At 33.6% G+C, this 22,593-nt stretch carries 20 protein-coding genes; 6 read left to right on the top strand and 14 right to left on the bottom strand.

Translation table 11 applies throughout. The features are described from left to right. Positions 1-13: 13 nt before the first annotated feature. The 5 genes from pabB to MHB61_RS02360 all read right to left on the bottom strand — a co-directional run bounded on the left by pabB (position 14) and on the right by MHB61_RS02360 (position 5,154). Entirely contained in the window at positions 14-1,900 is a 1,887-nt protein-coding gene (pabB, locus tag MHB61_RS02380; protein ID WP_003130251.1) for an aminodeoxychorismate synthase component I, read from the bottom strand. 4 nt (positions 1,901-1,904) lie between these two features. Beyond that, positions 1,905-2,486, bottom strand: coding sequence for an anthranilate synthase component II (locus tag MHB61_RS02375; RefSeq protein ID WP_003130249.1), 582 nt, complete (start codon positions 2,484-2,486; stop codon positions 1,905-1,907). Between the two features lie 167 nt (positions 2,487-2,653). Next, on the bottom strand, positions 2,654-3,595 hold the full coding sequence (locus tag MHB61_RS02370) for a metal ABC transporter substrate-binding protein (protein ID WP_003130246.1): 942 nt from the start codon (positions 3,593-3,595) through the stop codon (positions 2,654-2,656). Further along, the gene (locus MHB61_RS02365) at positions 3,588-4,433 is read right to left on the bottom strand and encodes a metal ABC transporter permease (protein WP_137016224.1); all 846 of its coding nucleotides are present in this window, start codon (positions 4,431-4,433) and stop codon (positions 3,588-3,590) included. Before MHB61_RS02365 ends, MHB61_RS02370 begins: the two co-directional genes overlap by 8 nt. A 7-nt stretch (positions 4,434-4,440) precedes the next feature. Further along, on the bottom strand, positions 4,441-5,154 hold the full coding sequence (locus tag MHB61_RS02360; RefSeq protein WP_003130243.1) for a metal ABC transporter ATP-binding protein: 714 nt from the start codon (positions 5,152-5,154) through the stop codon (positions 4,441-4,443). A gap of 274 nt (positions 5,155-5,428) precedes the next feature. Between MHB61_RS02360 and MHB61_RS02355 the strand changes: the two genes are divergently transcribed. Next, complete coding sequence (locus MHB61_RS02355; RefSeq protein ID WP_014570621.1) at positions 5,429-5,842, top strand: VOC family protein; 414 nt, start codon at positions 5,429-5,431, stop codon at positions 5,840-5,842. An 80-nt stretch (positions 5,843-5,922) separates the two neighbouring features. Here MHB61_RS02355 and MHB61_RS02350 read toward each other — a convergent pair whose 3' ends face one another. From MHB61_RS02350 to MHB61_RS02310, 9 genes are all read right to left on the bottom strand, one after another. Further along, entirely contained in the window at positions 5,923-6,156 is a 234-nt protein-coding gene (locus tag MHB61_RS02350) for a DUF4176 domain-containing protein (protein ID WP_003131046.1), read from the bottom strand. A 127-nt stretch (positions 6,157-6,283) separates the two neighbouring features. Further along, positions 6,284-9,424: an AAA family ATPase gene (locus MHB61_RS02345; protein WP_032947344.1), complete on the bottom strand. Its 3,141-nt coding sequence runs from the start codon at positions 9,422-9,424 to the stop codon at positions 6,284-6,286. Between the two features lie 2 nt (positions 9,425-9,426). Beyond that, complete coding sequence (locus tag MHB61_RS02340; RefSeq protein WP_137016226.1) at positions 9,427-10,599, bottom strand: exonuclease SbcCD subunit D; 1,173 nt, start codon at positions 10,597-10,599, stop codon at positions 9,427-9,429. A 151-nt stretch (positions 10,600-10,750) separates the two neighbouring features. Then, positions 10,751-11,689, bottom strand: a complete 939-nt coding sequence (locus MHB61_RS02335) for a 2-dehydropantoate 2-reductase (protein ID WP_010905887.1) — start codon at positions 11,687-11,689, stop codon at positions 10,751-10,753. Positions 11,690-11,888: 199 nt separating this feature from the next. Then, positions 11,889-12,308 carry a Spx/MgsR family RNA polymerase-binding regulatory protein gene (locus MHB61_RS02330; protein WP_010905888.1) on the bottom strand — a complete coding sequence of 140 codons (420 nt, stop codon included), beginning with the start codon at positions 12,306-12,308 and terminating at the stop codon, positions 11,889-11,891. A gap of 186 nt (positions 12,309-12,494) precedes the next feature. Beyond that, positions 12,495-12,659 (bottom strand): hypothetical protein, encoded by a 165-nt coding sequence (locus MHB61_RS02325; protein WP_003131055.1) that lies wholly within the window; start codon positions 12,657-12,659, stop codon positions 12,495-12,497. 327 nt (positions 12,660-12,986) lie between these two features. Beyond that, on the bottom strand, positions 12,987-13,061 hold the full coding sequence (locus MHB61_RS02320) for a hypothetical protein (RefSeq protein ID WP_223203853.1): 75 nt from the start codon (positions 13,059-13,061) through the stop codon (positions 12,987-12,989). Then, the gene (locus MHB61_RS02315; RefSeq protein ID WP_003131057.1) at positions 13,061-15,238 is read right to left on the bottom strand and encodes an adhesive domain-containing protein; all 2,178 of its coding nucleotides are present in this window, start codon (positions 15,236-15,238) and stop codon (positions 13,061-13,063) included. Before MHB61_RS02315 ends, MHB61_RS02320 begins: the two co-directional genes overlap by 1 nt. Before the next feature lie 346 nt (positions 15,239-15,584). Then, on the bottom strand, positions 15,585-16,028 hold the full coding sequence (locus tag MHB61_RS02310; protein ID WP_010905890.1) for a hypothetical protein: 444 nt from the start codon (positions 16,026-16,028) through the stop codon (positions 15,585-15,587). 307 nt (positions 16,029-16,335) lie between these two features. Here MHB61_RS02310 and MHB61_RS02305 point away from each other — a divergent pair, with 307 nt between their 5' ends. From MHB61_RS02305 to MHB61_RS02285, 5 genes are all read left to right on the top strand, one after another. Next, entirely contained in the window at positions 16,336-17,958 is a 1,623-nt protein-coding gene (locus tag MHB61_RS02305; RefSeq protein ID WP_014570624.1) for an Rqc2 family fibronectin-binding protein, read from the top strand. A gap of 39 nt (positions 17,959-17,997) precedes the next feature. Continuing rightward, positions 17,998-18,399 (top strand): putative RNA methyltransferase, encoded by a 402-nt coding sequence (locus MHB61_RS02300; protein WP_021214530.1) that lies wholly within the window; start codon positions 17,998-18,000, stop codon positions 18,397-18,399. A gap of 592 nt (positions 18,400-18,991) precedes the next feature. Further along, complete coding sequence (locus MHB61_RS02295) at positions 18,992-20,512, top strand: ABC transporter ATP-binding protein (protein ID WP_137016228.1); 1,521 nt, start codon at positions 18,992-18,994, stop codon at positions 20,510-20,512. Beyond that, on the top strand, positions 20,505-21,599 hold the full coding sequence (locus tag MHB61_RS02290) for an ABC transporter permease (protein ID WP_003131068.1): 1,095 nt from the start codon (positions 20,505-20,507) through the stop codon (positions 21,597-21,599). The genes MHB61_RS02295 and MHB61_RS02290 overlap by 8 nt, the downstream gene beginning before the upstream one ends. Then, the gene (locus tag MHB61_RS02285; protein ID WP_003131070.1) at positions 21,596-22,549 is read left to right on the top strand and encodes an ABC transporter permease; all 954 of its coding nucleotides are present in this window, start codon (positions 21,596-21,598) and stop codon (positions 22,547-22,549) included. The genes MHB61_RS02290 and MHB61_RS02285 overlap by 4 nt, the downstream gene beginning before the upstream one ends. Positions 22,550-22,593: the final 44 nt, after the last annotated feature.

The following is a 22,593-nucleotide window of genomic DNA, read 5'->3' as shown; positions in this document are numbered from 1 at the left end:
CCAAGGACTTATATTAGGAAATTCCATCAATTTTTATTTCAACTAATCCTCTGACAGCATTTGTCATATAAAAACAATCATATGTTTTCAAATCAGAAAGGGCAATATCTTTATATATTAGCGTATGATTTTTCGCAAATAAATCTAAAAAAGTTCCTTTTAGAGCATATTTGGCTGGCGTTTCGTACTGATTCCCCTTTTTTGCCACAAAATTTCCGATTGATAATTCACTGATCAAACCATCTGTATGAAATAGAATATCTTGAAACCCTTCTTTTTTCGCTTCTAAGACTTCCTGACGAAAGACCTTTTGAAAATCTGGGCCTGAAAGTTTAAAGTTAGACAAAAGACTAGGTTTGTCATTAATTGACGACAGTTTAACTCGATAGGCCTCATTTGAATGCGTCAGCTGACGAATCCCAGGGGTCAAAGAATCTCCGTCAGTACTGATACGTAAAACGCCGTCAGTAACATTTTGGGCAAATATTCTCAATTTTTCTTCCAAATCTGGATGATGGTATTGTTTTTTCAAGCGATTGACATGACCCTCTAAATTTAACAATTCACCATTTTTAATAATGCCTGTTGTAAATAAAATACTTGGAACATCTTTTACACCTAAAATATCTAAAAAGGGTTTTGCTTTTAGTAAAATCTCTGAAAACTCTGCTTCTGCTTTGCTCTCGAACGTAATTCCACCGCCTACACCAAGTTGATAATGCTCACCGTCATGAACTAATGTCCGAATCACGATGTTCATATCCAAATCCATTTCTCGACTTAACCAACCCTGCATCCCTGTATAAATTCCTCTAGGTTGTTTTTCAACTTCCTTAATAATCTCCATTGCCCGCTTCTTAGGTGTACCTGTGATTGACCCTCCCGGGAATAAAGCCGTCATAAATTCTGAAAAAGTCAAATCTTCTTTAATTCTACTTTTTATTGAAGTCACCAGTTGATGAACATGAGAAAAAGTTTCAATTTCTGCAAATTTAGGGACAGACAAAGAAAAAGGTTGACTAATTCGGACAATATCATTACGCAATAAATCCGTCACCATCAGTAACTCAGACCGTTCTTTACTACTGTCGGAAAGTATTTCCTTTTGTAATCTATCAGCTCCAACATCTTCTCCTCTGGCAATTGTTCCTTTAATTGGTTTTGAAATTAATGCTCCATCATGAATAGAAACAAAGCGTTCCACTGAACTTGAAATTTGCGTCATTTTCCATTCAGGATATTGTAAAAATGATGAGAAAGGAGCTGGAATTTGTTTCCTTGTTTTCTTAAAAACTTCAATAGGTTTTTGATCGGACCAAATTTCAAATTGTTGCGTCAAATTGGCAACATAGATATCGCCAGCCTTCATATAATCTTGTAATTTTTTTATTGAAGCAATATATTCTTGCCTCGTTTGGTCAATAAAAATAGCCCCTATGCCATTCTGACCATCGAACTCAATCTCTGAATCCACTTCAATTTCTTCCGATTCAGTCAGCCAATATTGGCCATCAGTTTGTTCAAATTGCACGACACGTAACAGTTTTGTTCTATGGTCAAAAAGTAAAACTTCATCATAAGCTGCAAAACAAGCCGGATCTTGCTCATAACTTACAAAACCCAATAATTCTGGATAAAAAGGCCAATTTTTAGGTCGTTCAACTCTCTCATCCTTCAGCAAATCTACCGCATCTAAAAAATTGAACTTCTTTTTTTCACCATTAAAAAACACTTGACCCTTATATTTTGAAACCTTTTTATAAGGTTTATGAGCTAAAATACTATAATGCTCATTTTCGGTCACCTGACTACTATGTAAAAAAACAATTTCTTCATCTGACCGATAATATTTTAGGAAAATTTTCCAAATATCCGTATTTTTTATTATAAATTCCTTCAAAAGACTACACCACTTTCAAAAAATTATTTAACATTTCATGACCATATTCAGTAACTAAACTTTCTGGGTGAAATTGTAAAGCCCACAATTTTAATTTTGGCTGATGAATGGCCTGAATAACACCATCCTCACTCTGCGCATCAATTTCAAAATCATTAGGTAGTTTATCGACAATCAACGAATGATAACGTGCAACTTTCAAATTTTGTGGAAGTCCTTTAAAAATTCCTTGACAATTATGACGAATGACAGAAATTTTTCCATGCATTGGCCTCTCACCAAGAACAACATTTCCTCCAAAACATTCAGCAATGACTTGCTGACCCAAGCAAATTCCTAACATAGGAATTTTTCCAGCGTATAGTTGAACTACATCCCTACTAAAAACGGCTTCTTTTGGTGTTTTTGGACCTGGAGAAATGATAATCGCATCATAATTTTCACAAATAAAATCCGGAGAAATTCTAATTTTCTGACTCATTTTATCTTGGTCATTAACCACTGTTACACTACAATCTAATTCCTCAAAATACTGTGCAAGCAAATAAGTAAAAGAATCATAATTATCAATTAATAGCAATTTCATTTCAGCCTCCTTTTTTAATTATACTAAAATATTTATTAAGTTAAGTATTTTAATCAGTCTAATTTCAAATCTATAAAGCGAATATTTCCTCATAAATTAATTAATTTACATATTTCAAAAAAGAACTAAAATTAAGTCCTTTTTTGAAAGTATATGAATTTTAAAGACTATTTAGCAAGACCTTTATAAATTTGATCTAAATTCCATTTCATCATACTATAGTAGCTATCCCCATTTTCCCCTTTTTTCGCCACTGAATCTGTAAATATTGTTGAATAAATTGGAATTCCTGTATCCTTAGAAACAGTTTTCATTGGTCGATTATCAACACTACTTTCTACAAAAAGCGATTTGAGTTCAGTAGCTCTTAACTTTCTAACCAGATTTTTTATTTGATCTGGCGTGCCTTCTTCTTCTGTATTTATCTCCCAAATATAAGCAGAGGGAATATTATAAGCCTTAGAAAAATATTTAAAACAACCTTCGCTCGTTACAATCATCTTTTCATTTTCAGGTATTACAGAAAATTTAGATTTTGCTTGCTGATCAAGATCAGATAATTTTTTAACATATTTATCTAAATTATGTTTATAAAAATCCTTATTAACTGGGTCTTTTTTAGATAACTGTTGTTCAATATTTTTTGCATAAATAATCCCGTTCTCTAAATTGAGCCAAGCATGCGGGTCTTCTTTTCCTTCAGTGTTCTTTCCTTCAAGATAAATGACCTCAACTCCAGTGCTTACAGGAAAATAATCAATATTTTCTTTTTTATTTGCATTATTCACTAGTTTTGTAAACCATGCATTTCCACCTGTTTCCAAGTTTAAACCATTGTAAAAGATTAAATCTGCTTTAGAAGTTTTTTGAACATCTACAGGCAATGGTTCATATTCATGCGGGTCTTTTCCAACCGGAACTATACTATGCAAATTGATTTTATCATCAGCAATATTTTTTGTGATATCTGCCAAAATTGAATTAGTCACGACCACATTTATTTTTTTATCTGTGACTTGGTCTGTTTTTTTATTTGAGCAACCTACTAGAAAAACGATAGCAGCTAGTGCTATAAAAGTTATCAATATATTTTTATATTTTTCAATCATCAATTTTAACCTTCTTTTTTATAAAATTTTGTTTTGGTGAAATTAAAAAACTAATTGCAAAAATGATAGCTGAAGTAATGACAATGCTTGAACCGACAGCAATATTAAAGCTGTAACCTATAAATAAACCTAAAACGGAAGAAACTGCCCCTAGTGAAGAGGAGAGAATTATCATTTTCCTCAAGCTATTTGTATATAAATATGCTGTTGCTGCTGGCGTAATTAACATAGCAACAATTAAAATAGTTCCGACGCTTTGCATCGCAGTTACGGATACTAACGTCAATAAAACCATCAAAAGATAGTGATAAAAATTAACTTTCATTCCAATTGCTCTTGCCATTAAGGGGTCAAATGATGTAATTAAAAGTTCCTTAAAAAAAAGGATGATTACTATTAAAACAATTCCCGAAACTCCCATTGTCAGCCATTTATCAATATCTTGTACAGCTAAAATATTTCCAAAAAGAATATGGAACAAATCTGTTGAACTATTGGCAACTCCGATTAATATAACACCTAAGGCTAGAAACGAACTAAATGTAATTCCAATTGCAGTATCACCTTTGATAATACTATTATTTTTTATGAAAGTAATAATTATTGACGACAATAATCCAAAAATAATTGCCCCTACAAAGAAATTTATTCCTAAAATATAAGAAATGGCTACACCTGGAAGTACTGCATGAGAAATCGCATCTCCCATTAAGGACATTCCTCTTAAAATAATAAAACAGCCAACTGCTCCTGAAACTATCCCTATCACTACCGCAGTAACTAAAGAATTTTGTAAAAAGTGGAACTCATATAAACCATTTATAAAATTTTCTATCATTTAATTCCTAATCTCCTATAAAAATATTATCACCGTAAGCTTTTTTCAAGTTTTTTTGACTAAAGTTCTCATTTATCGGTCCATATGCAATTAATTCTCTATTTAAAATAATTATGTCATCAAAATACTCTTTCACTTTACTCAAATCATGATGCACAATTAAAATGGTCTTCCCTTGATGTTTCAAATCCTGAAGAATATCCATAATAATTTTCTCGCTTATCGAATCAATCCCAACAAATGGTTCATCTAAAAATATATAGTCTGCTTCTTGGACCAGACATCTTGCTAATAAAACCCTTTGAAACTGACCACCTGATAGTTCTCCTATCTGTCTGTTTTCATAGTCTAGTAAATTAACTTTCTGTAAAGCTTCAGATACTCTAGACCATTCCTTTGCACCAAGTTTCTGAAACAATTTTAATCCTGTATAAGTTCCAAGAGATACACACTCCTTTACCTTAATTGGAAAAGTATGGTCAATGTCACTTTTTTGCTCTACATAAGCAATCTTTTTCAATTGTTTTTTACTTACCTCACCATTTATCAGTATTTCTCCAGAATGTGGAACAATATTAAGAATTGCCTTGATTAAAGTAGATTTTCCTGCACCATTTGGTCCGATAATACCAGTGATTCTCCCAGGTATAACTTCTAGTTGAATATCTTTCAGGACTTTATTTTCATTATAGAATACATTTAAATTCTTAGTATTTATCATTGTTTTTCTCCTTATGATAGTAAATCAAAACTAATTAATCCTTCTCACGATTATAGCATAGCCTAAAAATTAAATCAATATATTTTACAAAGGCTATCTATTTTTAATATTATTTAATATATTTGAAAACTCACCAGTTTTCTTTCAATACTAAATTCCAGAATTTATTCTCAAAAAGTTTAAGTCATAAGTTTGGATTCCTACACTATTATTTGTTATACTTCAAGTAAGAACATTTAAATAGCGTTTTCATATACACAAGGAGGAAAAGAATATGACAACTATGGTTTTTGTAAATTTTCCAGTTACTGATATTAAGAAATCAACCGCTTTTTACGAAAAAATAGGTTTCAAAAAGAACCCCGATTTCTCGGATGAGTTAGTTAGTTGTATGATTTGGGATAAAAATTTCTTTATCATGCTATTATCACGCGCTCGTTATAAAACATTTATTGGCGAAAAAGAAATTGCAGATACGAAGTCATCAAGTTCAGCATTAATTTCTTTTACTTTTGCAAACGCTCAGTCCGTTAAGGATTTCGGAAAATTGGCTGATGAAAATGGTGGAAAAAGTATCCATTTGGATAATGGTATTCCTGAAGAAATGATGTATGGTCTCGAAGTTCAAGACCCTGATGGTAATTGTTTAGAGCCCGTGTGGATGAATCCTGAAATGGCTAATAATTAATCCAACTCCGTATATAAAAAAAGCAAGAAATTAGAAACTTCTTGCTTTTTTTATTAGATATAACTTTTATACAGTTTTATTTAATTATCATAAAAACCCATTTGAAAAATATATACAACTTCTTCTCTATTAAAGTAACGAATAGAGTCAGAATTTTGGTATCCCTCTGGAGCTACGATAGCTGCATAATCAAATTCACGTTTAGTATCTACTTTCATTTGTTTTTGTCCAATAATCATCAGCTTTTCTTTTCCACCAGCAACTAAAACAACACTTCCAATCGGTAAAAATTCCTTTAAACTCTTCTTTTCCATTATTTTCCTACTAATATATTTTTATTCACTTATATCAAATAATTGTATCATTTCCTAACTTGTAAAGCTATAATCGACATATATAAATTACGTTTATTTTAAAAACTTATTGTGATAAGCCGAAGAGTTATTTAATGACAGATTTAATATTACTTCTACCATCCCCCATTTTATTTATGATAATTCGTTGTCCAATAGTTGCTTTCATTTCCTCTACATGGCTAATTACTCCAACTAATCTATTTTCACCAATTTGTTCAAGAGCTTGCATTGCTTTTTGTAATGTTTCTTGGTCAAGAGAACCAAATCCTTCATCAATAAATAGTGCTTCTATTTGGACACCATTAGCTGTATTTTGTACGACTTCACTTAAAGCCAAAGCAATTGACAATGCGGCTATAAATGTTTCTCCACCCGATAAGGTATCAGCTGAACGAGCCGCCCCTGTTTCATTATCATAAATATTAATATCTAAGCCATGATCCATTCGTCGATTATTTCCCTCGCCAGCAAGTTCAAATCGATATCTATTGTTTGACAACTGATTAATAAAATGAAGGTTAGCATAATCAAGAATTTTTTCTAAATAATTTTGAACCACATATGTTTCAAGCCTTAGTTTATCTTCGGAAGCTCTACCTGAAATTGCATTATAAAGCTTAGTAATTGCAGATTTTTTGCTAGCATCCTTATCTTGTTGTTTTATGACTTTTTTTAATTCACTAAGAATTGACTTCGCTTGCTCTACTTCATTTTCAGCAGACACCAATTTTTTTTGCAAAAAAACATAGTTTTCATTTGTCTGTTTTTTTTCTTCTTCAATCAATGCAAGATTTGGTCGCTTTTTATTTTGAATTAATTGCTGAATATTTTTAATTTCGACTTTCAATCTTGCTTTATCTGCTTTATATTGTTCAACTTTTTGGGAAATCTGAATTAAATCATCATCATAAGCCCACTCTTTTAATATTTGAAATTCTGTCGTGAATGCCTCTTGCTCAGAAAATTTTTCTTTTATTTTTTCTTTATTGGCGCTTATCCTTTCAAGTAATGTTGCTTCTTGACTTTCAAATGAATTTAAGCTGGCCGTTTGTGAAGAAATTTTTATTTTAATATCTGAAAGTTGTGCCATTAGTTCTGACAGATGTTTTTCAAATAAATCAGCTTTTTCCATTAGCCTATTTCGCTTCCTTATCAAATTATAACTTGTTTCAGTAATCCCTATCTCCGTTATTTCAGCGTTTAAATTTTCTATCTGTCTATTAAACTCCTGATTACTATATTCAAAGTCTTTTACTTTTTCCTGTAATTCAAGTTTTTTTGACTCCAAATCAGCAAGCTTTACTTTTGTTTCATCATTTTTTACCTCTTCCAACTCTAACGATTTCGTTAAATTTAAAAGACTTTCATCAATAGATACTTCATCAAAGGAATCCGGAAATATTTGTGAATAATCAGCAATAAATTCACTATAAAGAATTGAAAGTTCTTTTTCAAACTCATCTGCCTCTATTTTTTTCAAATCAAGACTAGTTTTAAGTTCAGTCTTTAATTGTTGTAATTGTTTATTTTTCTCCAAAAGGACTGTTTGTTTCTTTTGTGATTCATCAATCTCTTTCAATAAATTTCCAAGTTCTTTATAAGAGCTTTCTTCAATAGTTTCTGTAAACGGATGTTCTAATGCGCCACACACGGGACATGCTTCGCCTTCTTGCAACTCAGATTGCAGCTGTGCGATCATCAAGCGTCTTCTACCTTTTAATTTTTCATTATAAGCAAATTTAGCCTTTTCTAGATTGTCCTTATTTTCAGAAAGCGCTATTGTGTTTTCTTTTAATTTTAATTCTAACCCAACAATATCATCTTTTGAATGTTTCACTTTCTGAAAGGTCGGAATTAATTTCCCTCGAAATGTTAATTCTAATTGATTTCTCTCTTCTCTTTTATTAATAAAGTAATCATCAGAAATAACATCATCTTGAAGAGTTGAAATATTTTCGGCTGCTTGTCCCAAGTTAGCTTTAAAACTTTCTAGTAGTGTGAGATTATCAGCTTGCTCTAACTTTAACTCCTCTACCTTTGATTGTTTTTTTTCTACTTGAAGTGATAGCTGAATCTGGATAAATATTTTTTCTGCTACTTTTTTATTCTCATTAATATTTTCTTGCTGTTTATTTAAGTCCTCTTTTTCGTTTGTTAATTTTTTCAAAAGAATTTCATCTTTTGCTTTTTCAGAAATTATCCCAGCAATATTATTTTTTAAACTTTTTGACTGTTTTATATCTTGTTCTAATTCATGAATACTTTCTTTTAAGGGAAAGGCCCATTTCAATTTTTTTAGATATTCGGAATTTTCTTCAAAAATAGCTGACTTTTCAATAATATTCTGCTGGTAATCATTTTCTAAATTATTTAGATTTTTAAACTGATTTTCTAATTCCAACGCGGATTTATAAGCTATTTCTATCGAAATTACTTTTTCTTCTTGTTCAAAAGTTTGACCTTCTATCTCATTTTTTCTCGCAACACGATCCTTCCATAGAGACGTGACTAGATCCAGTTTTTCTTGTTCAGCTGCATCTTCTAGTTCTTTTAATTCAATAGGATTCCAAATTGATGATTCATATAAATTTTGTTGTTTTCGATCATATTCTAAATAAACAGCATTCATCTCTGAATTTTTAGCCTTTATCTCATTGCTAAAAGATGTAAAAATGTAGGTACCAAATATTCTTTTTAATATTGCCTCTTTATCTGGAGTAGAAGACTTCAAAAATCTCGAAAAATCATTTTGAGGTAGAAGAATTATTTTTTTAAATTGTTCGGCATTCAGATGTAAAAGACGAGTGATTTCTTCTCCAACGTTTTTAGGATTTATTGCAATATTATTTTTCTCGATTCCTTTTACTCTATCTACAATAGCTAATTTCGCTGTTGATTTTTGAAGAGTAGATCCACTGCCTCGTTTCTTTGAGAGTTTTTGTTCAGGACTTCTTTCAATTCTGTATAAAAGATTTCCTTGTTTAAAATAAAATGTCACGCTTGTCCTATCATCAGCTGTTGCAAACTGACTTCTCATTTCTTTGGCATCTCTATCACCCGTTGTTGTTCCAAACAAAGCATATGTCATCGCGTCAAATATCGTGGATTTTCCAGCGCCTGTGTCCCCACTAATTAGAAATATAGGAGATTCATCTAGCAGTCGAAAATCTACGACAGAATTCTCATGGGGGCCAAAATAATTCATTTCCAAATATATAGGCTTCATTTTTATTTTTCTCCTTCTAATTCATTAAATGTACTTTCGATGATTGCTGTTTGTACATCATCTAGCGTTTCCCCTGTAGTAAATTTATAAAAACTAGAAAGAATTTCCACATTATCTAACGTTTCAGTATCTTGACTCCTACTTCTTGTTAATTGTTTTTTTTCAAATTGATAGTCAAGTTCTATAATTGTTCCATAAATCTTTTGGAGTTGGGCACGTAAATTTTGTCCCACGAGTTTCGTCCGATCAAAATTTTTAATTGTAATCGCAAACCAAGCTTTATTAAGTGGTTGCCTTTCATAAAAATCACGGCTTATGAGTTGCTCCCATTCTTCTTCAAGAACCACTAAATCTGTTTTAACTTGTAGTGGAATAAAGTTAGAATTGAGCATTTTTTCTTTAATTTCAACAACAAAGATTCCTTTTTGTGTTGACGCTTCTTTGGTATTAAATTTTACTGGACTCCCCGAATACTGTACTTTATCACTTGGGGAAGCTAACCTCGTATGAATATGACCTAACGCAACATAATCAAAATCTGCAAATTGTGAAACATTTAAGGTCGATAATCCACCTACTTTAGATGGGGTTTCACTTGTTAAAACAATTTCTTCTTTATGAGGACTCACCGCAAAATGAGTGACTAAAACCTGATTTTTCTTATTATTGAACTGACTTTTCATCTTAGAAATTACCAATGTCATCGCATCATCAATTGTCTTAATTTGCTTTGTGTCCTCTTCATCTAATCCCTGATTCGAAAAATATATTCTTGCATCCATTGGGTCAAAAAAGGGAAGTAAAAAAATCTGAGTTTCTTTTGTTTCCACTGGAATAAAGGCTTCCTCAAGGGATGTTCGTAGATGTAAATTATTATAATCCAACCAGTCCTTAGCATAACTTAGTCTTTTGGCTCCATCATGATTCCCTGAAATCATATAAATAGGAAACTTTTCTATAATATTCATCTCTCTCAGCATCTGATTGAATGTTATGACTGATTCTGCACTCGGAACTGCTCGGTCATAAAGATCTCCAGCAATTATAATTCCATCAACTTGATTTTGTTTTGCCAAAGATAAAATTTGCTCAAATGCATATTTTTGTTCTTCCAATAAAGAAAAACCATTGAGTGTTCTTCCAATATGCCAGTCTGATGTGTGTAAAAATTTCATATCTCTATCCCCCAAAAATAATCTTAATCCTTATAATATTCACCTTTCATTATAACATTATCAAATAGTTTTATATTATTCATTGATAGAGTATCTGATAAAACAAAAATACTAGCATTAACACTAGTATTTCAATAAATTCAATTATTTATTATTTTGCTTTTAATAACTCTTCTTTGCTGTGAACTAATTGTGTTAAGAAATCACAATAAGGTGTGGCTACATTATATTTTTTACCTTTACGTGAAACAGCCCCATTAATATAGTCAATCTCTGTCAATCGATTATTTTTAATCAAATCCTGATACATAGAAGGGTAATGTAATCCAATTGTAGATGGATCAAAACATGTTTCAACGTGCTGAACTACTTCAGCAATATCAAGGTTTACATTCTCAAATTTTGCTACTGCTGCAAATTCATTAACAATAGTAACAACCATATCATGTGCTGGTTTTGTTTCACCTAATCCGGCCATATTAGTGTCTAAAATAGTACAAAGCCCATTCATTGTTCCATTAACACAAGCTTTTCTATAAATAGAATAATGAATATTGTTAGAATATTTAGCATTCAGTCCCGATTCTGATAATATTTCTGCTAACTTTTTAGCTGTTTCTTCCTCACCTGAAATAAGATTTTGTAGCTCAACCGAACCATCACCAAATAATTTAGCTTTACCTGGACCTTCTAATCCAGCAGTCCACATAGTATTACCAATAAAGATATTATTTTTCGAAACATATTTTTCTATAGTATCTTCGTGACCAATTCCATTTAGTAAGCAAAGTACCTTGGTATGCTCGTCAATTAATGGTTTAATATCTTGTAGCATCTTATCTAATTGCATGGCTTTTGTAAACAAAATAATTAAATCTGTTTTTTCTTTAGAAGAAATCTCAGATTGTAACTCAACCGATAGATGAGCGGTGAGTTCTTCTCCATTGTAATTAGCTCGCAAACCATGCTCTTTAATCGCTTTAACGTGTTCAGGCCATCCATCTATAAGGGTTACTTCATTGCCACCTTTATGAAGCATTAAACCAAAACGACTCCCCATCGCTCCTGCACCGGCAATTGTAATTCTCATTTTATCTCTCAATCTACATATTTTTTCCATAAAATAACTGAATTCGCTATTTTTAAACGAGTTCAGTTATAGTAATTTATAGATAACAAATTATTTATAGTTAAAATTGTAGCTTTTTATTAGTCAAAAATCAAAAATTAACTTTCAAAATATAAGACAGAGATATTTTGAAAATTCAACAAACCCTCACTAGATATTCTTATTTTGCCTGATCCCAAATTCGAACATTTTCAATAGCGGTTATCAAGCCAAGCTGTCTGACTTTTCGTGGAAGAAATTTACGAATATCATCTTCGTTATAGCCTACTTGCAACCTATGTTCATCCACCACAAGTGGACGACGCAATAATTTTTGATTCTGAACAATTAACTCTACAAGTGAATTTAGAGTGAGCGCATCAAAATCAATGATTTTTGATAGTTTTTTATAAGCACTACTTCTTTTAGAGATAATTTCCTCTACTCCAGTTTCTGTTAATGAGAGTATTCTTAAGATATCTTTTTTTAATAAAGTATTTTCTAAGATACTTATCTCTTCAAATTCTAATTTGTTTGTAATTAACCATTGTTTCATTTTTTTACTTGAGCTACAGTTTGTCGAAGAAAATAATTTAATCATGGCATAATTTCCTTTTTTGTTTTTTATTATTTTTCTCTCATTTACAAATATATTATATTAAATCTTTCATTTTTTGTCAATATATATTATTATTTTTATTTAATTTATTTGTTATTTAACTATAGTTTTTATGCATACCCCTATTAAATAATAAAAACCATCATTTTGATGGCTTTTGTTTAATACTTATTTTCTCCCCCCAGAAGTTAATGTCTTAAATTTATGCTTCCATTCGTTTTGGAACCATCGGTTTTCAAAGGTGTCTGCAAGCAGAGTATTTCTCTCTGTTTGTTGTTTACTATTTTTGACCACTTTTACTGATATTTTTTTAGACAATTGATTTCCTCCCATTAGTGCTCTTAGATGATTAACCGAACAGGCCACCTCTAAAACTACTATATAGCTAAAAAAAAATCTAAAGGATATAGAGAATCATTTCATTCTCTTTGCGTAATTATACCAAAAAAAATAACATTTTATGAAGAAAAAAGCTTACTTTTGATATAGATAATTTGAATACCCCATTAAATAACAAAAAAGCCAGTCGAATGGACTGGCTCAATGTTTGTAATTTGAAAAGAATTTCAGAGATGTCAAGGTTGGATATGCCTTGCCTCTCTTATTCTATCGTATTTTATAAACTTTAACTAATTATTTGTTTGAAAAATTTTATTGGTGTTAGCTTTCATCCTCCTTTTTATTTTTACGCCAGAACAATAGACTACCAAGTAGAGATAGAATGACTGTTCCAATTACACCAAGCCAGCCAGTGTCTGCACCATTTGTTGCTGGTAATTTACCACTTGAGAAATACTTACTACCCATATTATCCCACTATTACCTATTGCCATTCCAGAAGTCAAGGCCGGAATAATAAAGTCTGTTGAATCACTTACATTTCCTGCAGCATCAGTTGCGGTAGCCGAAAGTTGAGTACCCGGTTTAACCCCCGTCGGAAGTTTGATGCTATAGTTTCCATCTTTATCCACTATAGTGGTTCCCAAAACCTCACCAGTTGCTGGGTTTTTAATTGTTATTGTGGAACCTGGTTCTCCTTTACCACCTACTGTATAACCTGTATCAGTGTTCCCAGTTATTGTATCAACACTTGGAGCTTCTGGAGCAGTTGTGTCTGCTGGATCACTAACGACTAAGTTTTGGGTTACATCTTTATAACCTGATGCCGAATAAATCACCTTATAGGTTCCCTTTGATAGTTGCCCATTCGTTACTGCTATTCCTGAATTATTGGTGATTTTAGAAGTTACTGGTATATCTGCACCAGCACTATTTTTCAAAGTTGTCGGAAGAGTCGCGCTCGCATCTGCGGCACCAGCGGCTGAAGTTGTTGCAGTCAAGTTACCAGTTGGGGCAACAAGAACGGGGCTCACTGGATCTGCTGGAGTAGTCGCTGAGGTTGGATCACTCTCATTTCCAACTTCATCAGTCGCGGTTACAGTCAACGGAGCGTTAGGACCAACACTACCTGGAAGTGTCAGACTATAATCACCAGTTTCACCAGCGGTACCTGTACCTATCGGTGTTCCTGTCTCATCTTTGACTGTGACTGTCGAACCTGGTTCGGCTGTCCCGGTCACAGTGTAGCCATTCGTGCTGTTCCCCGTCACATCATTGACAACTGGGGCAGATGGGGCGGTCGTATCTGCTGGGTCACTAACGACTAAACTTTGAGTCACATCGTCATAACCTGTGGCTGAATAGGTGACTGTGTAGGTGCCAGCTGTCAATTGACCATTCGTTACTGCTGTACCTGAAGCATTCGTGATTTTAGAAGTTACTGGTATATCTGCACCAGCACTATTTTTCAAAGTTGTCGGAAGAGTCGCTGTCGCATCCGCAGCACCAACCGCTGAAGTCGTAGCTGTCAAATCACCAGTTGGCGCGACAAGCGTTAAATTAACATCGCCAGCTAAATAAACATAGGAAATCCCATTTGCACCACTCAGAATGTTAACATCCAGTAAAGTTGTCTGAACTGCGGATCCTACAAAATTTGCATCAATATTACTTTGGATAGTTGTTGGCGCTGTTATTTTGGTAGGAATAGTAATTGTTGTATCACCGAGAGCTGAGACATTTAACAATAAATCTAAAATATTACCTGTTCCATTAGTTAATGGTAATAAAACATCATCGATAGCTCCATTTAAAACCAACTTTAAAGGAGTTAAAGCAGCATTGACCGCTATAGCCCCTGTACCTGTTGCATTGAGATTATTAACAGCGGTTTCCAGGTTTTGAAGAATCGTTTTCACGTTCAGAGATAAAATATGTCCTACTCCATCATCTAATGGTGCACTAAGTAGTGCATTCTCATTACTTAATGTCGTTGTAGATGTAAATGTTCCACCGCCAATATCTTGAATTCCTCGTAAAAGGTTGAGCTGTTGAGTCACTTGAGCTAAGTTAAGAGTAACCAAAGGATTACTACTCAAGAGCGGAGCAATATCAGATATCAATGTATCTCCAGCATTCACAATAGCAGTAATGAGGGCAACTTTGTTGAAATCAATGGTGATATTGGTAGAGACTGAAGTATTCCCGGTAGCAGCCACATAACCTCGTAGCTCTGGCGGAACCACCAAAGTAGCATATCTTGTTCCTGGTAGTACAGAGATATTCGCTAAAGCACCACCAGAGATGGTAAAATCTACATTGTGGCTCCCTGAATTACTGGTCCATCGATTAGTTGTACTTGTACCACTATTATTACTTGAAGTGATATTTTGCAATAGGTCAATATTCAAGGCAGCTGCTTGTGCTGTGATCTGATTAGAAAGAAGGCTGTAAGCTGTTGGAATAACTACCGATGTCATTAATAGAGTTCCTGACATCGTTGCTGATAATACTTTACGTTTAGTAATAATTTTATTTTTCTTACGTGGTGGTTTTTGTTTCTGCATTTCCATTTTGTCAAATTCCTCCTAAATCGTTTGGAAAAATATCTTATGTTGATCAGGCATAAAATATTTTTAAGCAACATGTATTAAGTAATCTATTCTATACACTATTTATACATCATTTTTTTATAAAAAAACATAAAAATACTTTTGTTTTTGCTTGACCATTGCTGACTTTCACAAGAGCTTGTGTGAAAACAATTAAGTCTCAAATTCCCCGTTTTCAGGACCTTCTATCAATTTTAGATGACATTTTTAAAATAAAAAAAATCGCCAATGATAGCGATTTCTTTATTTTTGTGTTTTTATTTTATTTTTGTATTTTTATTCTATATGATTTTATTTTGTATTTTATTTATTTCTCGGAATTTTCTTCTAACATTTTCATTCTACGCAAAAGTTGATGTTCTCCAAATAAAATTAGTAATAAAACCAAGCTCCAACCTCCAATTAGTCCTGCTGAATCGATGAGTGGTCGCCCAGTCTTTGAAATGAAAATACGAGTAGGATGGTCTTTAGCCACATATACAGTAATTTTTTTGCCATCATCTCCTAATTTTCTAAAATATACATCTAAAGGTCTTTTTTGATGTTCTTTTCCTTCAAAACTGTATGTTACTTCATGGATTGCTTTAACCTCTGTTCCGTAAACAATTTTTCCTGAAACAGGTATTTTCTCTAAGTTTTTATTTGTTTGATGCAAGCCTAATAAAAAGAGAGCTCCTCCAAGCATTGCCACAGCAACGACAAACATGATAATCCGTAGAATACGCTCAACTATGCCGACAATTTTATTCATTTAATTATCCTATATTTTCTAATTTACTAATTTTCCTGAACTTATTTCTATTTTATTTTAACATTTTTTACTGATAAAAGTTACTTTCTCACTTATCCAAAGTTTTTTCAAAACTTTTGAAAGAAATACAAGCCCTTCTTTAATAATAGAAGAAAAATTACTCTTTTTTTGGTAAAATTGGCATAGAAATAATTATAAAACTTCTCATATTTACTGACAGGTTTGTCAATAAATTGAAAAGATATAATCACTCCCTAATTAACAGTGAAAACTGCTTATAAGAATTATAAAACGAAAGAGGCACCTAATGTCCTTTGATGGTATTTTTTTACACCACATGACGGCTGAACTTCAACCGTTGGTTGGTGGACGTATTCAAAAAATTAATCAACCTTTTGACCAAGAACTTGTTCTAACAGTTCGGTCAGCTGGTAAATCTCATAAACTTTTGCTGTCAGCGCATCCTGTTTTTGGTCGTGTTCAGCTGACCAAAACTGATTTTCAAAATCCACAAAATCCAAATAATTTTGTGATGATTTTACGCAAATATTTGGCTGGCGCTTTTATTGAACAAATTGAACAAGTAGGCAATGATCGTCAGATTATTCTCCACATTTCAACCAAAGATGAAATTGGTGACAGTTTAAAAATTGCTTTAATTACAGAAATTATGGGTAAACATAGTAATATTATTCTACTAGAAAAAACCTCGCAAAAAATTATTGAATCCATTAAACATATTGGCTTTTCACAGAATCAATATCGCACAATTCTACCAGGTTCAACTTATATTGCACCACCTTTAAATACTGCTATTGACCCTTTCAAAGCTACTGACGAAGAAATTTTTGAAGCTTTACAAACTGAACAATTACAACAAAAATTACAAGGAATCGGACGTGATTCTAAAAATGCGTTGACAGGTCTGTCAGTAAAAGAATTCAATGAAAAATTACTGACAGTCACTCCATCAATTTATCCTAACGATACTTTTTCCAGTATCAAACTTGCTGACGAATTTGTAAGTTTTGACAGCCTCTCTGAAATGCTTGATACTTACTATGCGGATAAGGCCGAACGTGACCGTGTTAAACAGGTTGCTGCTTCTGTCATTAAAAAAATTCAAAATGAACTGAAGAAAAATCGTGATAAATTAAAAAAACAAGAACGAGAATTACTTGCGACTGACAACGCTGAAATTTTCCGTCAAAAAGGTGAACTGCTTAATACATTTTTGAATCAAGTTCCTAATGATAAAACAAGTGTAACTTTGGAAAATTACTATACTAATGAACCAATTGAAATTGCTCTAAATCCAGCTTTAAGTCCTGTTCAAAATGCTCAACGTTACTTTCATCGTTATCAAAAATTGAAACAAGCCGTCAAATTTTTAGGAGAGCAAATTGCTAAAACCAAGGAAACGATTCATTATTTAGAATCTGTTGAATCAAATCTTGAAAATGCTGACGTTGCTGAAATTGCTGATATTCGTGAAGAATTAATTCAAACAGGCTATATTAAGCAAAAATATCGTAATAAAAAGCAAAAAATGCTCCCACCAGAAAAATATCAAGCTGAGGATGGAACAATTATTTTAGTAGGTAAAAATAACTTACAAAATGAACAAGTCAGTTTCAAACTTTCACGCCGTGGCGATCTTTGGTTTCACGTTAAGGATATTCCGGGAAGCCATGTTTTGATTACAGGAAATGCAAATCCATCTGATGAAACAATTACTTTTGCTGGGGAATTAGCAGCTTATTTCAGCAAAGCACGCTATTCCAACCTTGTTCAAGTAGATGTTTTGGATGTCAAAAAATTACACAAGCCAACAGGAACAGCTCCAGGGTTTGTTACTTATGACCGTGAAAAAACGATTCGAGTGACTCCTGACGAATCTGTCATTAAATCTCGCAAAATTGGTAAGTAAATTTTACTGACAAAACTTAATTTTTATATTGGAGAACAAATGTCTGAAATCATCAACTGCCCTGTATGCAGCCACTTGCTCATAAAGGAACAAAATACTTATAAGTGTGAAAATAACCATACTTTTGATTTAGCTAAGGAAGGTTATCTCAACCTTCTTTTAAATGCCAAAAAAACTTCTGGCGACTCAAAAGAAATGATGGCAGCCAGACGCGACTTTCTCGCCAAAGGCTATTATGAAAAACTATCAGATAGAGTTAATCAAAGACTTAAAAAATCTCATTTAACTGACCAAGCTATCCTTGATATTGGTTGCGGCGAGGGCTACTACCTTTCACGCTTCCAAAAAGAGATTGCTCCGAAAGCCTCTAATTTCTATGGAATGGATATTTCTAAATTAGGAATTCGCATGGCAGCTAAAAAAAATCCAATGATTCATTAGTTAGTCGCTAATTTTGCCAAACTTCCTTTCAAGGACAAATCTGTCAGCACCGTTTTATCAATATTTGCCGAATATTCTGTTCCAGAAATCGACCGAATTCTTACTGACGACGGAAATATTATTATTGTCAGAGCCGCAAACAATCATCTTATCGAATTAAAAAATATTATTTATCCTGAAATTCATGAAAAAGTAAAAACTTCATCTATCAAAACTTTCCCCGGCTTTTGCGTTGAACAAGAAAATTTTTCATATAAAGTTACCATTCAATCTACCGAAGATTTATTAAGTCTGCTATTGATGACACCACATTATTGGAAAATCAAACCAGAAGGAATTGAAAATTTAAAGAAATTTGAATTCTTGGAAGTAACAATCAGTATTGAAATTGATTTATTAAAGCGACAAAAATAAATCTTTTTAACTGAAAAATAACTGTATTTTAACCAAGCTTTTTTAAAAACCAATTATTAGGAAAAGCACTCTCATTATTGGAATGACGGGGCTTTCATAAATTGGACAAATTTGATATAATTAAATTTGTAATTTTTACAATTTACATTATTATATTATTTTATAAGAAGGAGCCAATATGGCAAATGAAACTGTCATTCAAATGATTGATGTCACCAAACGTTTTGGTGATTTTGTCGCTAACGACAAAGTCAATCTTGAGTTGAAGAAAGGTGAGATTCATGCTTTGCTCGGCGAAAATGGAGCCGGTAAGTCAACCTTGATGAACATTCTCTCAGGACTCCTCGAGCCTAGCGAAGGTGAAGTCCACGTTAAGGGAAAGCTCGAAAATATCGACTCTCCGTCTAAAGCAGCAAACCTCGGTATCGGAATGGTTCACCAACACTTCATGTTAGTTGACGCCTTCACAGTTACTGAAAACATCATCCTTGGTAATGAAGTTACTAAAGGAATCAATCTCGATTTAAAGACTGCTAAGAAAAAAATACTTGAACTTTCTGAGCGTTATGGTCTTTCTGTTGAACCTGATGCGCTCATCCGTGATATTTCTGTCGGTCAGCAACAAAGGGTTGAAATCTTAAAAACACTCTATCGTGGAGCTGATATCTTAATTTTTGATGAACCAACAGCGGTTTTGACTCCAGCTGAAATTTCTGAATTGATGCAAATCATGAAGAATTTAATTAAAGAAGGCAAGTCAATCATCCTCATCACACATAAATTGGATGAAATCCGTGCGGTATCTGACCGTATCACAGTTATTCGTCGTGGTAAATCAATTGATACTGTTGAACTTGGTGACAAAACGAATCAAGAACTTGCAGAATTGATGGTCGGACGCTCAGTTTCATTCATCACCGAGAAAGCTCCCGCTCAACCTAAAGATATTGTCCTCGAAATTAAGGACTTAAATATCAAAGAAAGTCGCGGTTCTCTAAAAGTAAAAGGATTATCACTTGATGTTCGTGCCGGTGAAATTGTAGGGGTTGCCGGAATTGATGGAAATGGTCAAACAGAATTAGTGAAAGCTATTACTGGTTTGACAAAGGTTAATTCCGGTTCTATCAAACTCCACAATAAAGATATCACCAACCAACGCCCCCGTAAAATCACAGAACAATCTGTTGGGCATGTTCCAGAAGACAGACATCGGGACGGACTTGTTTTGGAAATGACAGTAGCCGAAAATATTGCTTTGCAAACCTACTACAAACCACCAATGAGCAAATATGGTTTTCTTGATTATAATCAAATAAATAGTCACGCTCGCAAACTCATGGAAGAATTTGACGTTCGTGGTGCTGGTGAATGGGTTTCTGCTGCCTCTCTTTCTGGTGGTAATCAGCAAAAAGCAATTATCGCCCGTGAAATCGACCGAAATCCTGACCTCCTAATCGTATCACAGCCCACTCGTGGACTCGATGTTGGTGCGATTGAATATATTCATAAACGTTTAATCCAAGCTCGTGATGAAGGAAAAGCAGTTCTTGTTATTTCTTTTGAACTTGACGAAATTCTAAATGTTTCCGACCGAATCGCTGTTATTCACGATGGTCAAATTCAGGGAATTGTAAGCCCTGAAACAACCCCAAAACAAGAGCTCGGTATTTTAATGGTTGGAGGAAACATAAATGAATAGTAAAACAAAAAAAGTCCTTGTTCCTCTGGTAGCCATTGTTTTTGGTTTCTTATTGGGAGCAATTATCATGCTAGCCTTTGGCTACAACCCAATTTGGGGTTATGAAGACCTCTTCATTTCTGCTTTAGGAAATGCAAGAGCAATCGGTGAAACCTTGCAAACAATGGGCCCACTAATTTTGACCGCTTTATCTTTTGCGGTAGCAATGAAAGTAGGTCTCTTCAATATCGGGATGTCTGGTCAAGCACTTGCTGGTTGGATTAGCTCGATGTGGTTTGCTTTGAGTTTCCCAGATATCCCACGTCTATTGATGATTCCTTTAGTTGTAATCATAGGAATGTTCTTCGGAGCATTTATGGGATTCATACCAGGTATTCTTCGTGCTCTCCTTGGAACATCAGAAGTTATCACCACAATCATGCTAAACTATATCATGTTGTTCTTCTCAACATTTATGATTCATAGCATGTTCCAAAAAAGTATCCTGATGGATAATACTACTGACCAGACAAAACTAATTAGTGCCAATGCTTCTTTCAGAACAAATTGGATGTCGTCATTAACTGATAATTCAACCTTAAATATTGGATTAATCATTGCATTGATTGCCCTTGTGATTATGGCGATTATCTTTACTAAAACAACTCTAGGATTTGAAATCAAAGCTGTTGGTTTAAATCCTAATGCTTCAGAATATGCTGGTATTTCAGCAAAACGTACCCTTATCCTATCTATGGTTGTCGCTGGTGCCCTTGCTGGTCTTGGTGGTGTTGTTTACGGATTTGGATACATGCAAAACTTTGTTTCTCAGTCAGCATCCCTCGACATCGGATTCAACGGGATGGCCGTTGCTCTTCTTGGCGGTAATAGCCCTATCGGTATTCTCTTTGCCGCTCTTCTTTTCTCAGTTCTTCAAACAGGTGCTCCTGGTATGACAAATGATGGTATCCCACCAGAAATCGTTAAAGTCGTCACTGCTTCAATTATTTTCTTCATTGCAGTGAAATTCATTATCGAAGTCATGTTACCAAAAGCTAAAGAAATCAAAGCATCAGAAGCTGCTAAGAAGAAAGGAGAAAAAGCATGAATCTTGTAAATACTTTACAAATCATTGTCGCTAATATGCTCATCTATTCAACTCCTCTAATCTTTACAAGTATTGGTGGTGTCTTCTCCGAACGAGGCGGTATCGTCAATGTCGGTCTTGAAGGAATAATGACTATCGGAGCTTTCAGTTCCGTTGTATTCAACTTAACTACTGCCGGAATGTTTGGAAGTATGACTCCATGGCTCTCAATCCTTTTTGGAGCTTTAATTGGTGCTCTCTTCTCTTCTCTTCATGCGGTGGCTACAGTGAATCTAAGAGCAGACCATATCGTATCTGGTACTGTACTCAACTTGATGGCTCCAGCACTCGGAGTTTTCCTACTTCAAGTTTTCTATCAACAAGGTCAAATTAATATCAGTGAACAAATCGGTTATTGGAACGTTCCACTACTATCAAACATCCCTGTCATTGGTAAAATCTTCTTTAGTCAAACTTCTCTACCAGGGTTTCTTGCAATTGTTGTAGCCATTCTCGCTTGGTACGTTCTATTTAAAACACGTTTCGGTCTTCGCCTTCGCTCAGTTGGTGAAAACCCACAAGCAGCTGATACCCTTGGAATCAACGTTTATGCCTACCGTTGGGCTGGTGTGCTTCTCTCAGGTGTCCTCGGTGGTGTAGGTGGTGCAATTTATGCTCAAGCAATTTCTGGTAACTTCTCAGTTTCAACGATTGCTGGTCAAGGGTTCATTTCACTTGCAGCGATGATTTTTGGTAAATGGAATCCTATTGGAGCAATGTTATCATCACTTCTCTTTGGGCTCTTTACCTCACTTGCTGTTATCGGTGGTCAAATCCCTGGAATCAAAGAAATCCCTTCTTCATTCCTACAAATGGCTCCATATGTCTTTACAATTATCATCTTGGCACTCTTTCTTGGAAAAGCAATTGCGCCTAAGGCTGATGGTGTTAACTACATCAAATCTAAATAAATTTACAAAAATAAAAAAGTCTGTTGATGAACAGACTTTTTTAT

The organism is Lactococcus sp. FSL K6-0773, from assembly GCF_038006485.1.
Taxonomy (GTDB): Bacteria; Bacillota; Bacilli; order Lactobacillales; family Streptococcaceae; genus Lactococcus; species Lactococcus lactis.
This window is presented reverse-complemented; position numbering and strand designations above follow the sequence as displayed.